General features: G+C 54.9%; 20 protein-coding genes. 9 read left to right on the top strand and 11 right to left on the bottom strand.

Features of this window, described 5'->3' with window-relative positions:
- Nucleotides 1–104: 104 nt before the first annotated feature.
- From aaeB to aaeX, 3 genes are read right to left on the bottom strand one after another with little or no spacing between them, the layout of a single operon-like run.
- Nucleotides 105–2,072 carry a p-hydroxybenzoic acid efflux pump subunit AaeB gene (gene aaeB / locus NMC31_RS22155; protein WP_253899095.1) on the bottom strand — a complete coding sequence of 656 codons (1,968 nt, stop codon included), beginning with the start codon at nucleotides 2,070–2,072 and terminating at the stop codon, nucleotides 105–107.
- A 5-nt stretch (nucleotides 2,073–2,077) separates the two neighbouring features.
- The gene (aaeA, locus tag NMC31_RS22150; RefSeq protein ID WP_149464029.1) at nucleotides 2,078–3,010 is read right to left on the bottom strand and encodes a p-hydroxybenzoic acid efflux pump subunit AaeA; all 933 of its coding nucleotides are present in this window, start codon (nucleotides 3,008–3,010) and stop codon (nucleotides 2,078–2,080) included.
- A 7-nt stretch (nucleotides 3,011–3,017) separates the two neighbouring features.
- Nucleotides 3,018–3,221, bottom strand: a complete 204-nt coding sequence (aaeX, locus tag NMC31_RS22145) for a p-hydroxybenzoic acid efflux pump operon protein AaeX (protein ID WP_015962790.1) — start codon at nucleotides 3,219–3,221, stop codon at nucleotides 3,018–3,020.
- A gap of 130 nt (nucleotides 3,222–3,351) precedes the next feature.
- Between aaeX and aaeR the strand changes: the two genes are divergently transcribed.
- Nucleotides 3,352–4,287 carry an HTH-type transcriptional activator AaeR gene (gene aaeR, locus NMC31_RS22140; protein WP_253899094.1) on the top strand — a complete coding sequence of 312 codons (936 nt, stop codon included), beginning with the start codon at nucleotides 3,352–3,354 and terminating at the stop codon, nucleotides 4,285–4,287.
- A gap of 236 nt (nucleotides 4,288–4,523) precedes the next feature.
- Here aaeR and tldD read toward each other — a convergent pair whose 3' ends face one another.
- The 8 genes from tldD to csrD form a co-directional block, all read right to left on the bottom strand.
- A complete protein-coding gene (gene tldD, locus NMC31_RS22135) occupies nucleotides 4,524–5,969 on the bottom strand; it encodes a metalloprotease TldD (protein WP_149464031.1) in 1,446 nt (481 codons plus the stop codon).
- A gap of 72 nt (nucleotides 5,970–6,041) precedes the next feature.
- Nucleotides 6,042–9,845, bottom strand: a complete 3,804-nt coding sequence (gene yhdP / locus NMC31_RS22130) for an AsmA2 domain-containing protein YhdP (protein WP_253899093.1) — start codon at nucleotides 9,843–9,845, stop codon at nucleotides 6,042–6,044.
- A 29-nt stretch (nucleotides 9,846–9,874) separates the two neighbouring features.
- On the bottom strand, nucleotides 9,875–11,344 hold the full coding sequence (gene rng, locus NMC31_RS22125) for a ribonuclease G (RefSeq protein ID WP_149464033.1): 1,470 nt from the start codon (nucleotides 11,342–11,344) through the stop codon (nucleotides 9,875–9,877).
- Complete coding sequence (locus NMC31_RS22120; RefSeq protein ID WP_253899092.1) at nucleotides 11,334–11,924, bottom strand: Maf family protein; 591 nt, start codon at nucleotides 11,922–11,924, stop codon at nucleotides 11,334–11,336. The genes rng and NMC31_RS22120 overlap by 11 nt, the downstream gene beginning before the upstream one ends.
- Nucleotides 11,925–11,931: 7 nt before the next feature.
- A complete protein-coding gene (mreD, locus tag NMC31_RS22115) occupies nucleotides 11,932–12,420 on the bottom strand; it encodes a rod shape-determining protein MreD (protein WP_015962784.1) in 489 nt (162 codons plus the stop codon).
- On the bottom strand, nucleotides 12,420–13,436 hold the full coding sequence (mreC, locus tag NMC31_RS22110) for a rod shape-determining protein MreC (protein WP_253899091.1): 1,017 nt from the start codon (nucleotides 13,434–13,436) through the stop codon (nucleotides 12,420–12,422). Before mreC ends, mreD begins: the two co-directional genes overlap by 1 nt.
- A gap of 67 nt (nucleotides 13,437–13,503) precedes the next feature.
- A complete protein-coding gene (gene mreB / locus NMC31_RS22105; protein ID WP_000913396.1) occupies nucleotides 13,504–14,547 on the bottom strand; it encodes a rod shape-determining protein MreB in 1,044 nt (347 codons plus the stop codon).
- A gap of 307 nt (nucleotides 14,548–14,854) precedes the next feature.
- Nucleotides 14,855–16,795, bottom strand: coding sequence for an RNase E specificity factor CsrD (csrD, locus tag NMC31_RS22100; RefSeq protein ID WP_253899090.1), 1,941 nt, complete (start codon nucleotides 16,793–16,795; stop codon nucleotides 14,855–14,857).
- 218 nt (nucleotides 16,796–17,013) lie between these two features.
- Between csrD and acuI the strand changes: the two genes are divergently transcribed.
- The 8 genes from acuI to panF all read left to right on the top strand — a co-directional run bounded on the left by acuI (nucleotide 17,014) and on the right by panF (nucleotide 23,980).
- A complete protein-coding gene (gene acuI / locus NMC31_RS22095) occupies nucleotides 17,014–17,988 on the top strand; it encodes an acrylyl-CoA reductase (NADPH) (RefSeq protein WP_253899089.1) in 975 nt (324 codons plus the stop codon).
- 80 nt (nucleotides 17,989–18,068) lie between these two features.
- Entirely contained in the window at nucleotides 18,069–19,058 is a 990-nt protein-coding gene (gene msrP / locus NMC31_RS22090) for a protein-methionine-sulfoxide reductase catalytic subunit MsrP (protein ID WP_436650978.1), read from the top strand.
- Nucleotides 19,058–19,657, top strand: a complete 600-nt coding sequence (msrQ, locus tag NMC31_RS22085) for a protein-methionine-sulfoxide reductase heme-binding subunit MsrQ (protein ID WP_253899088.1) — start codon at nucleotides 19,058–19,060, stop codon at nucleotides 19,655–19,657. Before msrP ends, msrQ begins: the two co-directional genes overlap by 1 nt.
- 234 nt (nucleotides 19,658–19,891) lie before the next feature.
- The gene (aroQ, locus tag NMC31_RS22080; RefSeq protein ID WP_149464040.1) at nucleotides 19,892–20,344 is read left to right on the top strand and encodes a type II 3-dehydroquinate dehydratase; all 453 of its coding nucleotides are present in this window, start codon (nucleotides 19,892–19,894) and stop codon (nucleotides 20,342–20,344) included.
- 22 nt (nucleotides 20,345–20,366) lie between these two features.
- Nucleotides 20,367–20,831, top strand: coding sequence for an acetyl-CoA carboxylase biotin carboxyl carrier protein (gene accB, locus NMC31_RS22075; protein ID WP_149464041.1), 465 nt, complete (start codon nucleotides 20,367–20,369; stop codon nucleotides 20,829–20,831).
- A gap of 10 nt (nucleotides 20,832–20,841) precedes the next feature.
- The gene (gene accC, locus NMC31_RS22070; protein WP_149464042.1) at nucleotides 20,842–22,191 is read left to right on the top strand and encodes an acetyl-CoA carboxylase biotin carboxylase subunit; all 1,350 of its coding nucleotides are present in this window, start codon (nucleotides 20,842–20,844) and stop codon (nucleotides 22,189–22,191) included.
- Between the two features lie 105 nt (nucleotides 22,192–22,296).
- Nucleotides 22,297–22,539 carry a YhdT family protein gene (locus NMC31_RS22065; protein ID WP_253899087.1) on the top strand — a complete coding sequence of 81 codons (243 nt, stop codon included), beginning with the start codon at nucleotides 22,297–22,299 and terminating at the stop codon, nucleotides 22,537–22,539.
- Nucleotides 22,529–23,980: a sodium/pantothenate symporter gene (panF, locus tag NMC31_RS22060; RefSeq protein ID WP_253899086.1), complete on the top strand. Its 1,452-nt coding sequence runs from the start codon at nucleotides 22,529–22,531 to the stop codon at nucleotides 23,978–23,980. The genes NMC31_RS22065 and panF overlap by 11 nt, the downstream gene beginning before the upstream one ends.
- Nucleotides 23,981–23,982: the final 2 nt, after the last annotated feature.

Genomic DNA, 23,982 nt, shown 5'->3' with positions numbered 1-23,982 from the left:
GCGTCGGCTTTATAGGGGGATAAATGTGTGAAGGTCTGGACGATTGATGTATTGCCTGATGGCGCTTCGCTTATCAGGCCTACAGACGTAATATCCGACACGTGCTAGCTGTTCGTCAGTGCGCTCTGATACTTATGCAGCATCGCCACCAGCCGACCAACCGGTTCGGTAACCTGCGGCGAAGCATCCCAGATACGTAATTTGTCCTGATAGATATCTAACTCTTCCAGTAGACGCAGGAAGTAGCGACGACGTTTATCATCGTTGCCCGCAGAGATCACGCTGTCCGCCGTGCGTCTGAGCTGGCGGTGAAACTCAGAGAGATCCTGATTCACCGGCACTGGCGCATCGCGCAGACGCTGGTGCGCAATAATCAGCGACAGGGCCAGACGGAATTTGGCGATATCGTCAGGGAATTTATTCAACAACAGGAAGAGTTGCTGATAGAGCGCCGGCAGATGGTTCTCTTTACGTCGCGCGGAGTTGGTAGTCATCGCCGAAACCGCCGCCGATACAAACTGGTTCAGCAGTACGCGGCCCGTCCGTTCACGCGAGTTATCGCGAATCAGCATGATAACCATCAGCGCCAGGAAGCAGCCCACCAGTTGGCCCAGGGCGCTATCAAGAAACTGGCTAAATTCAAACTTCATCGGGTTATCGAGCACGATAATGTTGATGGTACTCGCCAGCGCACCCAGCGATCCCAGCCGCCGTTTCTGCACCTCGATACCAATAAAGAACGCCAGCACCGCCAGGCTAATACAGAGTAAAAGCATGCTTTGCTGCGTTGAGGGAATGATCACCAGGAAGAAGAGCGTCCCCAGCGGCAGCGCCAGCAGCGTGCCGTAAAGGAAGTCGACGGCAACCATCCGGGGGTTTGGCAGACGCATAGCCAGCGAGGTGACCACCGCAATCATTACCATCGCCCCACTGCCGGATGTCCAGCCGGTCCACAGCCAGAAGAGCGTGCCCAGCACGCAGGATACCGTCGTACGCCAGAAGTTAACCATCGCATGGTGGCGTTCGGCTGACTCGGCCTTCACCACTACTTCGTCCTGAAGAATTTCCTCTTCGCGGGCGCTGATTTTGGTATTACCAATCACGCCGCGTTTTAACAACAGGTAGCGCGTCGCCGTGCCCACCCAGCCGTAAATCGTTACCGGCGTGCCGTGTTCGCCCGTCCAGGCCATCACCCGACGCATGCGTTTAAGCTGACGATGCACGTCCTGTACGGTCTCTACCGGCTCGGCGAAGAGTTCGCGATAGTCATCGGTGACCGTTTCCGGGCGCGTGTTCTGAATGATGTAGGTTTCGCACGCCTGGGTGATCATGGTCAGGGAGACCGTGTTCAACGCCTTTAAGCGCCGATTAGCGCGCGACCAGCGGGAGGACTCCATACTCAGGTTGCTTCGCATTCCACCCAGGGCTGCGGTGCGGCGCACAAGTCCACTCCACGCGCGGTCAACTTCTTCACTGTCGCCATGCTTGATGCACAGCTGCATCAGGCGATATTGATCGATAAGCAGGTTATCCAGTTCAAGGTCGATCTCTTTTTTGATCGATCGCGGGGAGAAAAGCAGATCGGCCATGATCGCGCAGACGATACCAATAACGATCTCGCTACAGCGTTCGACCGCAAATTGCGGCGTCAGGAGCGGTTCGGCCTGAATAGTGATAACGATAATCAGCGCCGTGTAACCCGCCAGCCCCCACGCATAGGAGTTTTCGACGCGGACCAGCGAGGAGAGCCAGGTACAAAAACCGGCCCAGATACAGCACACCAGAACCATTAGCAACGGCGCGCGGATCATCATAATAATGATGGTTAACGCCGCGATACAGCCGATAAAGGTCCCGATGATACGTAGCATCCCGCGGTAGCGGATAGCGCCGGAATAGGGTTCACCACCGGCGGCAAATGCAGGGCCTGCCGCGACGATTGCTGCCGTCAAAACCGCCCAGCGCGGCGTTTCCAGCTCAAAGTGGAAACCGACAAACAGCGCCAGCACAATCGCGCAAGCCAGTTTAATGGCAAAGCGGATGTGCTGATTGGCAATGCTAAAAATGCCCATAACGATTAACCGAACTCACGCAGACGTAGCGCCAGTTTCTGGAAGAAGGTCATGTTCTGCGCGTCCCGGTCTTTTTCACCGGTAATCACCACCGTCGCGGTTGTCCCGGCAGGCCAGATATTATCCTGCTGTTCATCAAGATGAATACGAACCGGCACACGCTGCGCCAGACGTACCCATTCCAGGTTGGAATCAATGGTTGCCATACCTTTCGCATCATTGCTGCTGCTGGCGTTGGTTACGCCCGCCGCGATGCTATCTACGGTGCCTTTGATAACACGGTTGCTGCCAAGCGGGGTGACTTCCGCACGATAGCCTTTTCGCACACCTTCCAGTTTGGTCTCTTCCAGGTAGGCCAGTACGTAGAACGAATTCTTTTTCACCAGCGCCACCGCCGTGGAGCCACGGGTAATAAACTCACCGTTAAAGACGTTGAGGTTGGTTACCCAACCGGCGGCAGGCGCGCGGATAACGGTGCGGTCAAGGTCAAGACGTGCGAGGTCGCGGGTTGCCTGTGCCTTGGCTAACTGATGCTCGACGGTTTGCAGGACGTTATTGGCCTGGTCGATTTCCTCACGCGACATCGCCTGAATGCCTAACTGGTTACGACGTCCGGCTTCCCGACGCTTCTCGCTGGCGAGCGCTTTGTAATACGCCACATCGGCTTCAGCTTCTTCCAGTGCTTTCTGGTATCGTGGCTGGTCAATGGTAAACAATACCTGGTCTTTACTAACCAGTTGGTTATCCTTGATATTTACCTGAGTAATCAGCCCGGAGACATCGGGCGCGATGGCGACCACGTCTGCACTGAAACGCGCATCACGTGTCCACGGCGACTCGGTGTAGTACACCCATGCGCGGAAAATGGCGATAAAAGCCAGAATAACAAGTATCAGTGTGATGGCTGTACGGGAGATTTTTCTTATTAGCGTTTTCACATCTACCTCAAACGAACAAACGTGATATCAGATAAAAAAGACAGCAATACAATGCCGTATTGAACAGCGCAGGATGCCAGACAAAGTCATAGATACCGGTTGGAATAAGCAGTCGCCTCACCCCCCAGAAGATGGCGAGCGACAATAGCAACTCAAAGAAGATCGGCGGGAATGACAGGCCGAAAATCACAATGACAGGAAACAGACTCATGTTGACCTTGGTTTAGACTAGCGTGCAGGTGAGAGTGCGCTTTAATTATTCAGCTAACAGTATATTAACGTAACTGTTATGCCGTTATCTATATATTGTGATCTAAATCACTTTTAAGCCAGAGTGAATAATGGAACGACTAAAACGAATGTCGGTGTTTGCCAAAGTGGTCGAGCAAGGCTCGTTCACCGCCGCCGCGAAACAGCTTCAGATGAGCGTCTCTTCCATCAGTCAGACTGTATCAAAGCTGGAAGATGAGTTACAAGTTAAGCTGTTAAACCGCAGCACGCGTAGTATAGGTCTCACAGAAGCCGGCAAAATCTATTACCAGGGCTGCCGCCGTATGCTGTTTGAGGCTCAGGATGTCCACGAACAGCTCTACGCGTTTAACAACACACCTATCGGTACGCTGCGAATTGGCTGTTCTTCAACTATGGCACAAAATGTCCTCGCGCGGATCACCGCGGAGATGTTGAAGGAGTACACCGGCCTGACGGTAAATCTGGTCACGGGTATTCCGGCCCCGGATCTGATTGCCGATGGTCTGGATGTGGTCATTCGCGTTGGCGCATTGCAGGATTCCAGCCTCTTCTCGCGCCGGTTAGGCTCGATGCCGATGGTTATCTGCGCGGCTAAAAGTTATCTACAACATGCAGGCATTCCAGAGAAGCCCGCCGACCTCGCCAACCATTCATGGCTGGAATACAGCGTGCGTCCGGATAACGAATTTGAGCTGATCGCCCCCGAAGGCCTGACCACACGCCTCATTCCTGAAGGGCGATTTGTGACTAACGATCCGATGACGCTTAGCCGCTGGCTCTCTGCGGGTGCGGGGATCGCGTACGTGCCGCTCATGTGGGTGATCGAAGAGATTAACCGTGGCGAGGTGGAAATTTTGCTGCCGCGCTACCAGTCCGATCCGCGTCCGGTTTACGCACTTTATACCGAGAAAGATAAGCTGCCACTGAAAGTGCAGGTGTGTATTAATTACCTGACCGATTATTTTGTCGAGGTGGCCAGGCTGTATCAGAGGATGCGGGGTAAAGATGAGACGGGAGAACGGTGAGGCATTTCGCCTGATGGCGCTACGCTTATCAGGCCTACTCGATCGGTAGGCCGGATAAGGCAAAGCCGCCATCCGGCAACAACGCGCACAACACCGTAGGCCGGATAAGGCGAAGCCGCCATCCGGCAACAACGCGCACAACACCGTAGGCCGGATAAGGCGAAGCCGCCATCCGGCAACAACGCGCACAACACCGTAGGCCGGATAAGGCGAAGCCGCCATCCGGCAAGGCAAAATTACGCGGTGCCACCCACGGTCAGGTTATCAACCTTCAGCGTCGGCTGACCCACGCCAACCGGCAGGCTCTGGCCTTCTTTACCGCAAACGCCCACACCGTTATCCAGTTTCAGGTCATTACCGACCATGGAAATCTGCTGCATGGTTTCAATACCGGAACCAATCAGCGTTGCGCCTTTCACCGGTTTCGTGACTTTACCGTTTTCAATCAGATACGCTTCTGACGTCGAGAAGACGAATTTCCCGGAGGTGATATCCACCTGGCCGCCGCCAAAGTTCGGCGCGTAAATGCCGTACTCAACGGATTCGATAATCTCCTGCGGCGTCGATTTCCCGGCCAGCATGTAAGTGTTGGTCATACGCGGCATCGGCAGATGCGCATAGGATTCACGACGGCCGTTCCCGGTCGGTGCAACGCCCATCAGACGCGCGTTGAGTTTGTCCTGCATGTAGCCTTTCAGAATGCCATTTTCGATCAGCACGTTGTACTGACCCGGCGTACCTTCATCATCAATAGCCACAGAGCCACGGCGATCCTGCATGGTGCCGTCATCGACGACCGTACACAGTTCAGAGGCCACCAGCTCGCCCATCTGACCGCTGAAAACAGAAGTGCCGCGACGGTTGAAGTCGCCTTCCAGACCGTGACCTACCGCTTCATGCAGCAGCACACCCGGCCAGCCTGCGCCCAGCACCACCGGCAGCGTTCCCGCAGGCGCCGCGACGGCTGAAAGATTTACCAGCGCCATACGCACGGCTTCTTTTGCCCATGCATCCGCGCGCACTTCACCATCGAGGTCTGCCAGGAAATAGTCGTAGCCAAATCGACCGCCGCCGCCACTCGCGCCGCGTTCACGTTTGCCGTTATCGTCAACCTGAACACTGACAGACAAGCGCACCAGCGGGCGAACATCCGCCGCCAGCGTACCGTCCGTTGCGGCGACCAGGATCAGTTCATACACGCCCGTCAGGCTGGCAGACACTTCCTGTACGCGCTTATCAGCCGCACGCGCGACTTTATCGACGCGACGCAAAATATCGAGTTTCTCTTCACGGGTCATGCTTTGCAGCGGATCGAGCGAGGTATAGAGCGGAGAGTGGTCTACCGCGCCCAGCGTGTGCACCTTGCCATCACCCGCGTCACGAACGATGGTCCGCGCCGCCTGTGCGCTCTGCTCAAGTGCCAGCAGGCTAATCTGATCTGCGTAGGCAAACCCGGTTTTTTCACCGCTCACCGCACGCACGCCAACACCCTGGTCGATATTGTAAGAACCATCTTTAATGATGCTGTCTTCTAAAACCCAGGATTCGTGATAGCTCGACTGAAAATAGAGATCGCCATAATCGAGACGGCGCTCGGCGAGTTGACCAAGAATGTCAAACAGGCGCTGATGATTCAGGCCGTTCGCTGCCAGCAATTGTTCACTTACCAGGTTTAGACTCATTATTCGCTACTCGTTAGTTACCGCTAAAATGCTCGTGTTAAAAGAGTGAGGCAATTGTGCGATTGCGTCAAATCATTGCTTCGTATCGCTGCGCGCCTGGCGCAGAACTTCATTGATTTGCGGCGAATCGATTGGCCCGGTGATGCGATAACGCAGAATTGAGACTTTGCTCCACAGCGGCCCCAGCACTTTACTGGCCGCGAAGACGGCTGCACCGACAATCGGGTTAATGGCAAACGCCGCTGCCACACCGACAGTTGCAGAAATCTCAGGCGCAACAATGGCTTCCATCGCCAGTTGACGGCGGACTAAATCGACCGAACCTTTCATGGCGATATCCGCTTCGAGGCCATCGACCAGGGTGTCATCCGTGTTCAGCACGCCGTCTTTAATCCAGGCGGTGCTGCGGATAGAGTCAAAATAGAAGCCTTCCGTAAAGGTATCGCTAAAATCAAAGCGCAGTTTACGCAGCAGCGCATCGACGCTCAGCAGGCGCAGCAGCTGACCCGCATGGCCAGTGCTCAAATCGGTAAACTGGCCTTTGCCAATACGCGTTTTCAAAATACCGTTCAGCGACGGGACATCCGGTTGCCACGGACTGGCGCGCCAGTGTAAGTCGTAATCCAGGTTAATTGAGGAGTCGCGGATTGGCGTGGCGATACCAAAGAACGCCACCGCATCATCAATTTTCTTGCCGCGCAATTTTCCTTTCAGAGACGTCCGCTGACTATTCAGCCCATTAACCCATTCGCCGTCGCTGGTCAGCCGCGCGAAGCCGGTATCCACCAGGCCGTTACTGAGCGTCAGCGTGTCGCCTTTAATGGCAAAATCGCCGTCGATACGGCCATATTTCTGCCCCCACAGCCAGCATTCCGCACAACGAAGCTGAAGATCCGGCCAGCCACTGAAATCGATGCGATTACGGGTGAGCGGGCCTGTCGACGCCGCCGTGGCCTGCGTCAGCGGCGTCGCGGATGGGTTGTAATACAGATAGCGAATTGCCGCCTGCCACGGTGCATTATCGTGCATGGTCAGCGTGGCATTCACTTCGCGGCCCTGCGCATCAACTTTGGTGCCCTGCGCCGACGACTGCGAAACGATGCTCAGGTTATTCCACTGCTGCCCGCCTAAGGTCAGCGACGGCGTGCGCAGCGTGACCTGTTTCGGGAAAACGGCGGCGGAGCTTGCATCACTGGCCGCGCCCTGCTGGAACAGCGCCAGCCACTGTGCGCCATCCATGGGTGGGAGATTTAGCTCAACGCCCTGCTGCTGGGGCAACGGCGGATTAGTGCGGCTGTCGCTTGCCCAGATTGCGCGATCCAGCGTCAGTTTCTGGTTGAGCAACCAACGACTATTGAGATGATTATTACTTCCCACTTTGCCGGTTAAATCGAAGCTTTTCAGGTTGCCATCAACGTCAATTTTCACCGGAAGCGGCTCACCGGCGGCTTTATCGACCGGTGCAGGTAAGTGACTACTCACATTTTTCAGGTCAGCGGTGACGCCTACCTTGTACGTGGGGCTACCGCCATACGGCAGTTCGATAGCGACTTTCCCCTGCCACGGCACGGTGCCGCTGATTTCGTCGTTGACAGCTTTCGGCAGTACGCCCGTGCGTGAAGGTTGCCAGTTGGCGTCCATGTTGACACCAACCTGATACGATTTCTCGCCTTCACGGGTGTTGAAATCAACCTTCAGCGGCTGATTAAACCAGGTTGCGGTCATCGGCTGGCTCTGCAAATCGCCGTTAGAGAAGCTAAATTTGCCGCTCAGGTTCTGCAGCGTACTGTCGAGCGGTTTGATAAACAGGCTGTTGTTATTGAGCGATACATCGCCAGTTGCATGAACCAGCTCACCATTAAGCGGAATATCAAGCTGTAAGCGAGCACTCACATTCCCATCAAGCTGGAGTTCATCCAGCGTCGCACCTAAAGATTCTTTTAGCGGTGTTTCATTGAAATACGGCCCAACCGCCTTACCCGGCCCGTTGATGTCGGCATCAATCAGCAGCTTCTCTTTGGCGTAGTCCGGGATCATGGCGTTAAGGTTGGTCGCCGTGACGCCGCCCAATGCCACTTTGTCGGCCTTCATCCACAAGCCATCGTTGAGGAAGTCGAGATGAATGTCGAGGTCGGTCAGCGCGGGCCAGTCAGGCTGGAAGGCAAAGGTGGCATTGCGCAGCGGCACCGACACTTCAAACTGCCCTTCGTTGTGCTTGTACGGGAAGAGATGCGGATTGCCGCCATACACCAGCGTCGCGTTATCAGCCTGGCCGCCTTTAATCGCGCCGCTCAGGTAATCGACCAGCTCTTTGCCCATCAGATTTTCCGGGAAATAGCGCCAGGCCTGGCCGCCATCGTCGGTGCTGATGCCCGCCAGAATGCCCAGCCAGGGCTGGTCATCTTTCGGCTGCAGGTAACGGAAACCGCCTGCGGCGCGGACGGCTTTGGCTTCTACATCGATATGACGACCATCCAGCATGAAGCCTTTGTCGTTATTCAGCCAGTTAAGCGTGGCGGTGCCTTTGGCAATCTCCAGCGGCGCGCGGAACACCGTTTCATACGGCATCGTCGCCTGCTGCATATTCACTTTCAACGCGCCGTTTTCGACGCTGCCGGACAGATCGCCAGAGACATTCTCTGCGCCGGGCAACAGCTTCCACTGCTTCCAGGCCAGATCTTTCCACGCGGCCTGGAAACGGGTTTGTTCGGTCGCCTGGAGAGGGATATCGAGCCCTAGCGAATCAATCATGCCGTTTGGCTGTGTGGTGCGCCAGATTTCGCCAAGCTTGGGAGAGAGTTTGTCGGCAATCGGCAACAGGCCGTTAAGCCCGGCAAGAGAAAGATGGCTGGCGCGTATGCGCAGTTCATCGCTGCGCACGCTGTTTTTGCCGCCCACTTCCTGCTCGGGGATCCACGCCAGCGCCAGCGCGCCGCGCGGCCATGGCGTATCATCGATAGTGATTCGCGTATCAGGAATACGGAATTCCCAGCCATTTTTCTCACGCGAGAGATGCGCCGTCAGGTTATCCACGGCGAGCTGGTGATCGTCTTTATCGCCTTTCCAGCTCGCACCGCCTTTTTTCAACCAGACGTCACCGCTGGCAATTTCGCCTTTATCAAGCGAAGCCCAGGCTTCAAGGCTGAAGCGCGCACTGGTCAACGCGATGTTGTCCTGCATCCATTTGCCCAGCCAGGGTTTAACATCGATATCCTCCGCCTGTAACCACAGCCTGCCTTTGTTCAGCAGGCCGTTTTCATCACGCAGATCCATACGCACTTTCATCACCCCGTGCTGCCCGGTGAGACTGGTCAGGCTCAGTTCACCTTCCGCGCGGTGCCGGTTTTTACCGTTCAGCCAGGTGAGTTGCGGGATCGCCAGTTCAGCCCGCTGACCGGAGAGGGTCAGGAAGCTCAGGTGGCTATCGCGCAGGGTGAACTGGTCAAACTGGCGCAGGAAGAGGTCAGCAATACGATCGCCTTCCATGCTGTCGCTACTGTCATTGCTTTGCAGCGGCGAATTGGTGTGAATGTTGAGCTGCCAGAACGTGAGATCGCGGAACTGCCAGCGCATATGCAGCAGGCTCTGCCAGACATCCAGCGCCAGCGAGACGCGTTTAATCGACATCTCACCGCCGTCGTTATCCAGCCCGGCTTTAATATCACGCACTTCAAGGGTGGGGCCGAAGTTTTCCCAGCTGGCCTGAATTTTCGAGGCTTCTACCGGTTGCCCCGCCGCCGAGGAGATTTTCGCCAGGATTTGCGGGCGCCACTCGTCCAGATGCGGCAGCACGAGGCGCAGGCCGCTCACCAGCAGCGCAGCAATGACAATCAATGTTGCCACGGTGAGCAGTAATATCCCCGGCAATCGCCTCACGCTTCTCTCCTTGTGCCTGGCAGGCTGTTTTACATCATAACCACATCAAACTGCTCTGGATTGTAGAGCGGTTCGATTTGTACTTTTACCTGCTTGCCGACGAAAATTTCGACTTCCGCCAGTGCGTGTGATTCATCACCTTTCAGGGTTTCCGCCACCGACGGTGATGCATACACCAGGAAGCGATCGGAATCATACGCATGATGCACGCGCACAATTTCACGCATGATTTCATAACATACGGTCTCAACGGTTTTCACCGTTCCGCGTCCGTGGCACGTCGGGCACTGATTGCAAAGCACATGCTCCACGCTTTCACGGGTGCGCTTACGGGTCATCTCCACCAGCCCAAGCTGAGAGAAGCCATTAATGCTGGTTTTCACGCGATCTTTGCTCAGCGCCTGCTCCAGCGAGTGCAGCACGCGACGGCGGTGATCGTCATTATTCATATCGATAAAGTCGATGATGATAATGCCGCCCAGATTACGCAGGCGCAGCTGGCGCGCGATAGCCTGGGTCGCTTCGATATTGGTATTGAAGATAGTGTCGTCGAGATTACGGTGGCCGACAAACGCCCCGGTGTTAATATCCACCGTGGTCATCGCTTCGGTCTGATCGATAATCAGATAGCCGCCCGATTTCAGTTCTACTTTACGTTCCAGCGCGCGCTGAATTTCATTTTCGACATCAAAGAGATCGAAGATAGGCTGATGGCCGGTGTAGTGCTCCAGCTTGCTGGTCATCTCCGGGATATATTCGGCGGTAAATTCCAGCAGTGCTTCATAGGTCAGTCGCGAATCAACGCGAATACGGTCAAGCTGAGCATCGGCAAAATCACGCAGCACACGCTGCGCCAGCGCCAGTTCGCCGTACATCTGATAACGCGTTTGATGGCGTTTTTTACGCTCCATCACCTTGGTCCACACGCGTTTGAGGTACGCGGCGTCAGAGGCTAAATCCTCTTCACACACGCCTTCCGCCGCCGTGCGAATGATAAAACCACCCTGCTCGTCGCAGTATTCCGCCACCACCTTTTTCAGGCGTTCACGTTCGGCTTCGCTTTCAATACGTTGGGAGACACCGACGTGGGACGCGCCAGGCATAAAGACCAGATAACGGGAAGGGAGCGTGATATCGGTTGTCAGACGCGCGCCTTTGGTGCCGAGCGGATCCTTCACCACCTGGACCATGAGGTCCTGCCCCTGACGCACCAGCTCGGAGATGTCGCGCACGGTGAACTGTTTTTGTTCCTCGCCCGCCACGCACTCGGTGTGCGGCATGATATCGGAAGCGTGAAGGAATGCGGCCTTATCCAGACCAATATCTACAAATGCCGCCTGCATCCCTGGCAATACCCGACTGACACGACCCTTGTAGATATTGCCTACTATTCCGCGTCGCGCTTCACGCTCAATATGAATTTCCTGCAAAATGCCGCCATCGATATACGCCACACGCGTTTCGGATGGCGTCACATTTACTAATAATTCAGCCGTCATGTTTATCCCTTTCCTCACGTAGTGAGTTAAAGTTACTGAGCAACTCATACGTTTCCACCAGCGGTAAGCCGACTACGGCGTGATAGCTGCCATTTATCTTCCTGACAAAACAGCCACCCAACCCTTGAATACCGTATGCACCTGCTTTATCTAAAGGTTCACCGCAGGCAACGTAGCCTGCGATATCGTGTTCGGAAAGTACTCTGAACGTCACATCGGTGACCACCAGCGTGTCGAGCGTGTTCTGGCGGTCTGCCAGCGCGACGGCGGTCATCACCTGATGCGTTTCCCCTGAAAGCTTGCCCAGCATCTCTGCCGCATGGGCGGCATCACGTGGTTTCTCCAGCACTTCGCCATTGAGGATAACTATAGTATCCGCGCCCAGAACCGGGAGGTCTTGATTGACCATCGCCACCCCGGCCTGCGCTTTTTCGCGCGCCAGCCGCGTCACGTATTGCTGCGCACTTTCCTGCGGACGGCGCTGCTCTTCAATGCCTGGAACGATTTTTTCAAACGCCACACCTAATTGGGTAAGCAGTTCCTGGCGACGCGGGGATCCTGAAGCGAGATAAATTTTCATAACGACCTTATTGCACGGCGAATTGCTGACGAACTTTGCGCATCAGGAGGAAGATCCACGGCCAGAGTACGCCATTAACTACACTACTCCAGAACACTTCTGGACGGAAAGAGACGTTGATCACTAAAAACTCTGACCAGAAAACAATAATATCCGTGGCAAGCGACAACAGTATGACGACCAGCGCCTGTTGCCAGAGCGCCAGATTACGAAACAGCTGATACTTGAGCACCACCAGATACGCCACGATGCTCAACGACAGCGCGCGCACGCCGAGCGTTGAACCGCTAATGAGATCCAGAATTGCGCCCATCACAAAGCCTGTACCGACATTCACCCGATGCGGCAGCGCCAGTGACCAGTAAAGCAGAATGAGCAGAACCCAGTTGGGCCGGAAAACAATAATGTTGTCCGGCCAGGGCATCACTTGCAGCAGCAGTGCGATAAGAAACGAGAGCCAGATTACCCAGCGTCCCTGGCTACGGTAACTCGCCACTATGGCCCTCCCTGAGGGGAGAGCTCAGTCGGCTGGGTTTCCGTGGGCGAGGTTGCAATCCCTGTAGCAGGCGCAGGAACTGGCGTAGGCGGCCCCATGGAATCCGGGGATGGCAATACCTGCGGCATCATCTGCATCAGACGCTCGTTAGCTACGCGATGCACATCTTCCGGTGTCATCGGGTTCGCACCGTTACGATCGGCGCCCCACAACAGCAGCAGATAACGCAGACGCTGTAGGCCGGCAGTTGGACGCGCCTGGATCACGGTGTACGCACGCTGCGTATCGAGCTTCACAGAGGAGACCACCGCAACCGGGTACCCTTCCGGGAAACGACCGCCGAGACCAGACGTCACCAGCACGTCGCCGACGCGGATATCGGTGTTGGCAGGCAGGTGTTCGAGCTGGAGATCGTCGGTGCAGCCGTTACCGGCGGCAATCACGCGGATGTCGTTACGCAGCACCTGAATCGGCAGCGCATGCGTGGCATCGCAAATTAACAGCACACGGCTGGTCAGTTTGGCGACAGCCACCACCTGGCCGACCACGCCTTTGTCACTGATGACCGGCTGGCCTTCATAGACGCCATTGACGCTGCCTTTATCGATAACCACCTGATCGCTGTAAGGATCGTTAACGGTAGAAATCACCTGCGTCACCATTTTCTGCTCATCCTGACGCAGCGGCGAACCCAGCAGTTCACGTAAACGGGCGTTTTCTTGTTTGTACTGACCCAGCATCAGCAGGTCGCTGTTTTTCAGCAGCAGTTCCTGGCGAAGTGCCCGGTTTTCAAGTTCGAGTTGGTCACGCGAGGCCAGCGTTTGTGACACGCTGTCGAGCAATTCACGAGGACCATTAGAGACAAAATAGAAAGGACTGACGGCGGTATCCATGTACGTTCGGATCTGGCTGAACATACCAAGGCGGCTGTCGGCGATGATAACGCCAAGCGCGATCAGAACCGCCAGGATAAGGCGAATCTGTAGCGACGGGCCACGGCTAAAAATGGGCTTCATAGGCTATGCGTATTCTCGTGTCAGTAAAATCAAGGGTAGCCCGAAAGCTACCCCGGACTCAGGCTGACTACTCTTCGCTAAACAAGTCGCCGCCGTGCATATCGATCATTTCCAGCGCTTTGCCGCCACCGCGCGCCACACAGGTCAGCGGATCTTCAGCAACAACGACAGGAATGCCCGTTTCTTCCATTAACAGGCGGTCAAGGTTACGCAGCAGCGCACCACCACCGGTCAGAACCATACCGCGCTCGGAGATGTCGGACGCCAGTTCCGGCGGACACTGTTCCAGAGCAACCATGACGGCGCTTACGATACCGGTCAGCGGCTCTTGCAGCGCTTCGAGGATTTCGTTGGAGTTCAGGGTGAAACCGCGCGGTACGCCTTCTGCCAGGTTACGGCCACGTACTTCGATTTCACGCACTTCGTCGCCCGGGTAAGCGGAGCCGATTTCATGCTTGATGCGCTCTGCGGTGGCTTCACCGATCAGAGAGCCGTAGTTACGACGGACGTAGTTAATAATAGCTTCATCGAAACGGTCGCCGCCGATACGTACGGAAGAGGAGTAAACCACACCGTTCAGGGAGATAACCGCCACTTCAGTGGTACCACCACCGATATCAACCACCATAGAACCTGTCGCTTCGGAAACCGGCAGACCCGCACCAATTGCGGCAGCCATCGGTTCTTCAATCAGGAACACTTCACGGGCACCAGCGCCCTGCGCGGATTCACGAATCGCACGACGCTCAACCTGCGTTGCGCCAACCGGCACACACACCAGTACACGTGGGCTTGGACGCATGAAGCTGTTGCTGTGCACTTGTTTAATAAAGTGCTGCAACATTTTTTCGGTAACGAAGAAGTCAGCGATAACGCCGTCTTTCATCGGGCGGATGGCTGCGATGTTGCCAGGCGTACGACCCAGCATCTGTTTGGCGTCATGACCGACGGCAGCGACGCTTTTCGGAGAACCAGCACGATCCTGACGAATGGCCACCACGGAAGGCTCATTCAATACGATGCCTTGTCCTTTTACGTAAATCAGGGTATTCGCAGTACCCAGGTCAATGGACAGGTCATTGGAAAACATGCCACGAAATTTTTTCAACATACTAAGGGATAATCCTGAAAGCTGGGGCGGAAAACAAAATCCGCTTACTTTACCAACCACACGCAGCAGCGACAAGGCGCAAAAATCATCTGCAACGGTGAAAATTAGTGCAGTTCGTTTCCTCTGTTACAAATCCAACCTGGCTCCATCAGCGTCGGGAGTCATTAACCGTATCCCAATCTGGACTTGCAACCTGTTTCAAAGGTCGTCGACTTGCATGATGCGACATATACCCGGCGAGCAGACACGCACACCCCCGAATAAACCGCGCGCATTATTCTACGTGATAAACACGCTAAACAGCAGGTCAAACAGAGTATCTTTGCGAATATTTTTTCACATTCGTGTCAAGTGGTTGTGAGGCGGCAAAAAAATCACCTTGCCCGCCGGAAACGCCACACTCTGTCAGTACCTGCCATTCACTACGGCTCCGGATGCCCGGCGCAAAAACCTGCATGGTTGTGCCTTTCGTGGCTTCAACCAGACTTTGCACCAGCAACTTGTTTTGACTCCGCTTCTCAATATTTCGCACCAGGCTTGGGTCAAGCTTAATGAGTTCAACCTCAAGTTGCTTAATCCAACTGGTGCTCACCAGGGTTAAACCCGCCTGAATAACGGCGATCCTGGCCCCCAATGCGTTAATTAAACGCACGACGGGCTGCAAGCGGCTGATATGTTGACAAACATCCGCCTCTGCAAGTTCAAAAATAATCCGTTTACGTTGCGATTTTTCGCATTGCATTAACGTATCACGCAGCCAGCGCTGAAAACGCGGGCGAATGAGCGACTCGACCGACACCTGCAACGCCAGGTTTTCCTCTGGCCAGAAATTCAGGAACGGCAGCACGCGGTTTATCTGCAAACGGTCATACTCTTCCATCAGGCCGAACTCCAGCACCATCGGCAGATACTCAGCGGCAATCACCTCTTCAGTACCGTCATAGATGCGACAAATGAGTTCCCGGTGATGCACACGACCATTAAGCGTGACCGCCGGTTTCTGATACAGACGCGGGCCGCCGCGTCGTAACATTTGTTCGATGAGCGTACGCCAGCGTACATTCCCGCGCCCTTTCTCCGGCAGCGAATCATCGTAAATCGCCCAGCTATTACTGCCCTGCAACACCGCGTTGCGTACGGCGGCTTCCGCGTGCTCCATCACCTGTTGGCTGGTTTGTCCGCTACGCCAGGCACAAATGCCAATGTGCATCATGTCATCACGGTCGAGAATTTTGGTTATCGGCAGCGCATCCACCGCCTTGAGCAGTTGACCGGCGATACTGTCGGCTTCCTTCAGGGTGCGATGCGGCAACAGTACAGTAAAGTCGCTGCGGTGGTATCGCGCCAGTAATGCGCCGGGGTAACGCATCATAAAGGTGGAAAGCAGGTTGATGAGCATAAAGAGGTGCTCTTCTGCCGCTTCATTGCCCCAACTGTCGCGCAGTAAATCGAGGTCCGGCAGACGAATCATCATCACAATGCCGTGCGCACCGACGTTTTCCTGATCGTCCAGCAGCGTCGCCAGTTGATTATCAAAGAAAAGACGATTGCTGAGGCCGGTTTTATTATCCTGCGCGGCATAGGCGCGAATCAGCGTATCCATTCGACTGCGCTGTTCACCAGCAAACTGAATTTCTGACAACAGGAGGTCCATCGCACTACTCGTGCGGGCAGGCCATTCGTGAACGTTACCTTTCACTTTCGCGCCGCGCTCACCGTTCAGGATGCGAATGGCCCGCGATTCCAGCAACTCTTGTCCCGCCAGTTGGCGACGCAGCCAACGCACAGCGATGAACACCATCAATACCATAAAGGCAATGGTTAGCGTCAGCGGCAGTGTGGTCATCAGCGAACGGAAGTAGTTCGCCATCGGATCCTGATACTCCAGCTTAATTTGCATGCCGGGATGCTTAACAGAATCAATCACCACTTCGCGATAGCGATAATAGCTGCCGACCGGGCGGTAGCTGCTTTTGCGCGCGTGATGGTAGATGTTTTTTCCATCCTGGAGGAAATCGACACGCACCACATCCACGGGCGCCAGCATTTCATCAAGCTGCGGGCCCAGTTGCTCGAAGGGCGTGGTCAGCAGGCGATTATCCAGCACCGTGGCCACCGCCTCAACGCGGCTCTTCACTTTATATTGAATGCCGTTATAAAAACTCAGCGACGAGCCAATCAACGTCACCAGGATTGTCAACCCGGTCAGCAGCGTAAAAAAAGCGGAAAATTTCGTCGTTAATCGCATCCCTGATTTAACTCCGTTGGTTAATCGTCACCCGACAAATCGCCCGGCCCCGGCTGCCCGCTCCTTCAAAAGTGAGCACTAACATATCAAATGAACCCGGCATACTACCAAATCAGGGGTTTCTGGCAATTTATTGCGCCAAATCGACATAGAATTGTGTGTAGCGAGTATAGTTCTGAAGGAAATTTTACCCAACATCGAGCCATTGAGGACGGATTATGCAGGCATTAATCTTAGAACAGCAGGACGGGAAAACCCTTGCATCGGTACAGCGCATCGACGACAGCCTGTTGCCGCAAGGGGATGTCACCGTAGATATTCAGTGGTCCAGCCTGAACTATAAAGACGCGCTGGCGATCACCGGAAAAGGCAAAATTATCCGTAATTTCCCAATGGTTCCCGGTATTGATTTTGCAGGGACGGTACACGCCAGCGACGACGCGCGTTTTCAACCAGGACAGCCCGTGCTGCTGACCGGCTGGGGCGTGGGCGAAAACCACTGGGGCGGTTTGTCCGAGCGCGCACGCGTGAAGGGCGACTGGCTGGTGCCGATGCCAAAGGGGCTCGATGGCCGTAAAGCGATGATTATCGGCACAGCCGGTTTCACCGCCATGCTGTGCGTGATGGCACTGGAAGATGCGGGTGTGCGCCCACAAGACGGCGAAATTGTGGTAACTGGCGCCAGCGGCGGCGTAGGCAGCACCGCGGTTGCTTTGCTGCATAAACTGGGTTATCAGGTGGCTGCCGTTTCTGGTCGTGAAAGTACGCACGATTATCTGCGCCAGTTAGGGGCTAACCGTATTCTCGCCCGAGACGAGTTTGCAGAAACGCGTCCACTGGAAAAACAGGTCTGGGCGGGTGCTGTCGATACCGTTGGCGATAAAGTGCTGGCGAAGGTGCTGGCGCAAATGAACTACGGCGGTTGCGTGGCGGCCTGCGGCCTGGCGGGCGGCTTCGCCCTGCCGACCACCGTGATGCCGTTTATTCTGCGCAACGTCCGTTTGCAAGGCGTCGATTCAGTGATGACCCCAATTGCGCGCCGCACCGCCGCGTGGGAGCGTCTGGTGAAAGATCTGCCAGAATCGTTTTACGCCCAGAGTGCGACGGAAATCCCCCTTGATAAAGCACCGCAGTTTGCTGATGCGATTATCAACAATCAGGCACAGGGCCGTACCCTGGTAAAAATCGCCTAATCTTCAAATTTTCGTGACATATTCGCGCAAATAACGCCTCTCCGTCATGCTTAGTACAAATGACGGAGAGGTGAGATAACGTGAAAAAATTAACCGAAGCCGACGTGACTGCAGAGTCCGTCTTTATGATGCAGCGCCGCCAGGTGCTGAAGATGTTAGGAATCAGTACGGCTGCCATTGCGCTGCCTGCCCAGGCGGGCCTCAGCGACTGGTTTAAAGGTAACGATCGCCCGCCAGCGCCTTCCGGTAAACCGCTCGATTTCAGTAAACCCGCCGAATGGCAAAATAAACTCACCTTAACGCCGGAAGATAAAGTCACCGGTTACAACAACTTCTATGAATTCGGCCTCGATAAAGCCGACCCGGCTGCCAATGCCGGGAGTTTGCCGACCGATCCCTGGAAACTGACGATTGATGGCGAAGTGACGAAGCCGCTAACGCTTGATCACGATGACCTCACCCGTCGCTTTCCACTGGAAGAGCGCATTTACCGGATGCGCTGCGTAGAGGCCTGGTCGATGGTCGTGCCGTGGGTGGGCTTTCCTTTACATAAACTGTTATCGCTGGTTGAGCCCACCAGCAATGCAAAATATGTCGCCTTCCAGACTCTGTACGCCCCTGACGTGATGCCCGGACAAAAGGACCGATTTATTGGCGGCGGGCTGAAATATCCCTACGTTGAAGGGCTGCGTCTGGATGAAGCGATGCACCCGCTCACCATGCTGACCGTCGGCGTGTATGGCAAAGCGCTGCCGCCGCAAAATGGCGCTCCGATTCGTCTCACTGTGCCGTGGAAATATGGCTTTAAGGGCATCAAGTCGATTGTGTCTATAAAGCTCACCCGCGAACGTCCACCAACCACATGGAACCTCGCCGCAGCCAATGAATATGGCTTTTATGCCAACGTGAATCCTCACGTCGACCATCCGCGCTGGTCACAGGCGAGTGAACGCTTTATTGGTTCCGGTGGGATTCTGGATGTTAAACGTCAGCCGACGCTGCTGTTTAATGGCTATGCCGACCAGGTGGCCTCACTCTATCGTGGGCTGGATTTGCGGGAGAACTTTTAATGCGTTTAACCGTTACACACATTCGCTGGCTGAAACTTTGCCTGCATCTTGCGGCATTTTTGCCGTTTGTCTGGCTCTTTTGGGCCGCCTCTTCCGGGCAACTCAGCGCCGATCCGGCAAAAGATATCCAGCACTTCACCGGTAGGATGGCTCTGAAATTACTGTTGGCGACCTTGTTGATTTCCCCGCTGGCGCGCTACGCTAAACAGCCATTATTGATACGCACCCGCCGCCTGTTGGGGTTATGGTGTTTTGCATGGGCGACGTTGCACTTATGTAGCTATGCGCTGCTGGAACTCGGTATCAACAATTTGGCGCTACTGGGTCAGGAACTGGTTACGCGCCCTTATTTACTGCTGGGCTTCGCCAGTTGGCTGATTTTACTGGCGCTGGCGATAACATCGACCCAGTACATGCAGCGAAAACTGGGCCGCCGCTGGCAGTTATTGCACAACTTCGTCTATCTGGTGGCGATCCTCGCGCCGATTCATTATCTGTGGTCGGTAAAAATTTTATCGCCGCAGCCGCTGCTTTATGCCCTGTGCGCAGTCGCGCTTTTAGCATGGCGTTATAAGAAGTTCCGCCAGTGGTGGCGCTAGCTGTGAGATATGTGCGGTTTACCGCAAATTACTGAACTCCATCCTGACTTTACACGAATGCGGTTGATAATCTTCCCTGATAAGACCAGTATTTAGCTGCCAAATGCTACGAAATAGTTATAATGTGCGACTTCAGTTTTCCTGACAGGGGTTTTAAGCCCCTGAAAAGGTGACAATCGCGCATCGAAGGTATATTTTGTTTTTTACCGGAGAATTGCAGGAGATAGCAGCACAATGGCAGACAAGTTTCGCATTTTGCTTTTAAACGGCCCGAACCTTAACATGCTCGGCACCCGTGAACCCGAGAAGTACGGAACGCTGACGCTTGCGCAAATCGTTAACGGTTTACAGCGTGAAGCGGAAGCATTGAACGTTGAACTGGATCACCTGCAATCCAACGCGGAGTACGCACTCATCGACCGAATTCATCAGGCTAAAGACATTGTCGACTATATCCTGATTAATCCGGCCGCGTTTACGCACACAAGCGTTGCCCTTCGAGATGCACTGTTGGCGGTAAGTATCCCGTTTATCGAGATTCACCTCAGCAATGTGCATGCGCGCGAACCGTTTCGCCATCATTCGTATCTGTCTGATGTCTCCGCTGGCGTTATATGCGGATTAGGCGCAGATGGTTATTCATACGCGTTACAGACGGCGGTAAAACGCCTGTCACAATCACACTAAACAAAGAGTACGGAACCCACTCATGGATATTCGTAAGATTAAAAAACTGATCGAGCTGGTCGAAGAGTCTGGCATTTCTGAACTGGAAATTTCTGAAGGCGAAGAGTCAGTACGCATCAGCCGCGCAACCGCGCCAGCCAGCTTCCCGGTCATGCAGCAGGCTTATGCCGCACCGGTCGCTCAGGCTCAGCCAGCGCCTGTTGCCGCTCCGGCAGCAGCATCAGAAGCCGCTCCGGCGAAAGCTGAAATCAGTGGTCACATCGTACGTTCCCCGATGGTTGGTACTTTCTACCGTACACCAGGCCCGGAAGCGAAAGCTTTCGTGGAAGTGGGTCAGAAAGTTAACGTGGGCGACACCCTGTGCATCGTAGAAGCGATGAAAATGATGAACCAGATCGAAGCTGATAAAGCGGGCGTAGTGAAAGCCGTTCTGGTCGAAAGCGGGCAACCGGTTGAATTTGACGAGCCGCTGGTCATCATCGAGTAACGAGGCGAAGATGCTGGATAAAATTGTCATCGCTAACCGTGGCGAGATCGCACTGCGTATTCTTCGTGCCTGTAAAGAACTGGGCATCAAGACCGTCGCTGTGCACTCCACCGCGGACCGCGATTTAAAACACGTATTGCTGGCGGATGAGACGGTCTGTATTGGCCCGGCTCCGTCCGTAAAAAGCTACCTGAACATCCCGGCGATCATCAGCGCAGCTGAGATTACTGGCGCTGTAGCTATTCACCCTGGATATGGTTTCCTCTCCGAGAACGCCAACTTTGCTGAGCAGGTTGAACGTTCTGGCTTTATCTTCATCGGCCCGAAAGCCGACACTATCCGCCTGATGGGCGATAAAGTGTCTGCAATCACCGCGATGAAAAAAGCAGGCGTACCGACCGTACCAGGCTCTGATGGCCCGCTGGGCGAAGATATGGATGTTAACCGTGCCCATGCGAAACGCATTGGTTATCCGGTTATTATCAAAGCCTCCGGCGGCGGCGGCGGTCGTGGTATGCGCGTTGTGCGCAACGACGCTGACCTGGCGCAGTCTATTGCCATGACGAAAGCTGAAGCCAAATCAGCGTTCAACAATGACATGGTATATATGGAAAAATACCTGGAAAATCCACGTCACGTGGAGATCCAGGTACTGGCTGATGGTCAGGGTAATGCCATCTATCTGGCTGAACGTGACTGCTCCATGCAGCGTCGTCACCAGAAAGTGGTTGAAGAAGCACCAGCACCGGGCATCACGCCGGAACTGCGTCGCTACATCGGCGAACGTTGCGCCAAAGCGTGTGTGGATATCGGCTATCGCGGAGCGGGTACTTTCGAGTTCCTGTTCGAAAACGGCGAGTTCTATTTCATTGAAATGAACACCCGTATTCAGGTTGAACACCCGGTTACCGAAATGATCACTGGCGTTGACCTGATCAAAGAGCAGCTGCGCATCGCCGCAGGTCAACCGCTCTCTATCAAGCAGGACGAAGTGCAGGTTCGCGGCCATGCGGTGGAATGCCGTATCAACGCCGAAGATCCGGACACCTTCCTGCCGAGCCCGGGTAAAATCACGCGCTTCCACGCGCCGGGCGGTTTTGGCGTTCGTTGGGAATCTCATATCTACGCGGGCTACACAGTACCGCCGTACTATGACTCAATGATCGGCAAACTGATTTGCTACGGTGAAACCCGCGACGTTGCCATTTCCCGTATGAAAAACGCATTGCAGGAACTGATCATCGACGGTATCAAAACCAACGTTGATTTGCAGATCCGCATCATGAATGACGAGAACTTCCAGCACGGTGGCACTAACATCCACTACCTGGAGAAAAAACTCGGTCTTCAGGAAAAATAAGCCTGCATTGATTGAAAAAGGCCGGATATTCCGGCCTTTTGTTTTTTCCCCTCCCGCTCACCCTCATGTACAATCCCCGCTTTCTTCATCCACAAGGGACAAAAAATGGACACACGTTTTGTTCAGGCCCATAAAGAGGCGCGCTGGGCGCTGTGGCTGACCCTTCTTTATCTTGCTGCGTGGTTAGTGGCTGCTTACTTACCTGATTCGGCGATCGGTGTGACAGGCCTGCCGCACTGGTTTGAGATGGCCTGCCTGCTGGTCCCGCTGATTTTTATTGTGCTGTGCTGGGCAATGGTGAAACTGATTTACCGCGATATTCCGCTGGAGGAAGACGATGCAGCTTGAGGTAATTCTTCCGCTTGTCGCTTATCTGGTGGTGGTGTTTGGCCTGTCGGTTTATGCGATGCGCAAACGGACTACAGGTACATTCCTCAACGAGTACTTCCTTGGTAGCCGCTCGATGGGCGGAATTGTGCTGGCGATGACACTCACGGCTACCTATATCAGCGCCAGTTCGTTCATCGGCGGGCCTGGGGCCGCATATAAGTATGGTCTCGGCTGGGTGCTGCTGGCGATGATTCAGCTACCTGCTGTCTGGCTGTCGCTGGGGATTCTGGGCAAGAAATTCGCCATTCTGGCGCGACGTTATAATGCCGTCACGCTGAACGATATGCTGTTTGCGCGTTATCAGAGCCGCCTGCTGGTGTGGCTGGCAAGCCTGAGCCTGCTTATCGCATTCGTCGGCGCAATGACTGTACAGTTTATCGGCGGTGCGCGTCTGCTGGAAACGGCAGCGGGAATTCCTTACGAAACCGGCCTGCTGATTTTCGGTATCAGTATTGCGCTCTACACCGCGTTTGGCGGCTTCCGCGCCAGCGTACTCAACGATACGATGCAGGGGCTGGTGATGCTGGTTGGCACCATCGTGCTGTTGGTCGGTATCGTTCACGCGGCAGGCGGCTTGACCCATGCGGTTGAGACGCTGCAAACCATTGACCCGAAACTGGTCAGCCCGGAAGGCGCGGAAGATATCCTGTCGCCAACCTTTATGACTTCATTCTGGGTGCTGGTGTGCTTCGGGGTGATTGGCCTGCCGCACACGGCGGTGCGCTGCATCTCCTACAAAGACAGTAAAGCCGTGCACCGCGGGATCATCATCGGCACCATCGTTGTCGCCATCCTGATGTTCGGTATGCACCTGGCCGGCGCGTTGGGGCGTGCGGTGATCCCGGACTTAACCGTGCCGGATCTGGTTATCCCCACGCTGATGGTTAAAGTGCTGCCGCCGTTCGCCGCCGGGATCTTCCTTGCCGCACCGATGGCCGCCATAATGTCGACAATCAACGCCCAGTTACTGCAAAGTTCCGCTACGATCATTAAAGATCTCTACCTGAACCTGCGCCCGGAGCAGTTGCAAAACGAGCGACGCCTGAAGCGGATGTCGGCGGCGATTACCCTGATTCTGGGCGCACTGCTGCTGCTGGCGGCATGGCGTCCGCCAGAGATGATCATCTGGCTGAATCTGCTGGCCTTTGGCGGCCTGGAAGCCGTGTTCCTGTGGCCACTGGTGCTGGGGCTTTACTGGGAACGCGCCAACGCCGCAGGCGCGCTGAGCGCGATGATCGCAGGCGGCGTGCTGTATGCCGTACTCGCGACGTTTAATATTCAGTACCTGGGCTTCCATCCGATTGTGCCTTCGTTAATGCTGAGTTTGCTGGCGTTTCTGGTCGGGAATCGTTTCGGTTCATCCGCACCACAAACTGTCGTACTGTCTACTGATAAATAAAG

Origin of the sequence: Pseudocitrobacter vendiensis, from assembly GCF_943590815.1 — a bacterium.
GTDB classification, from domain to species: Bacteria; Pseudomonadota; Gammaproteobacteria; order Enterobacterales; family Enterobacteriaceae; genus Pseudocitrobacter; species Pseudocitrobacter vendiensis.
Note: the sequence above shows the minus strand (reverse complement) of the source record. Positions and strands in the feature narration are given on the sequence as shown.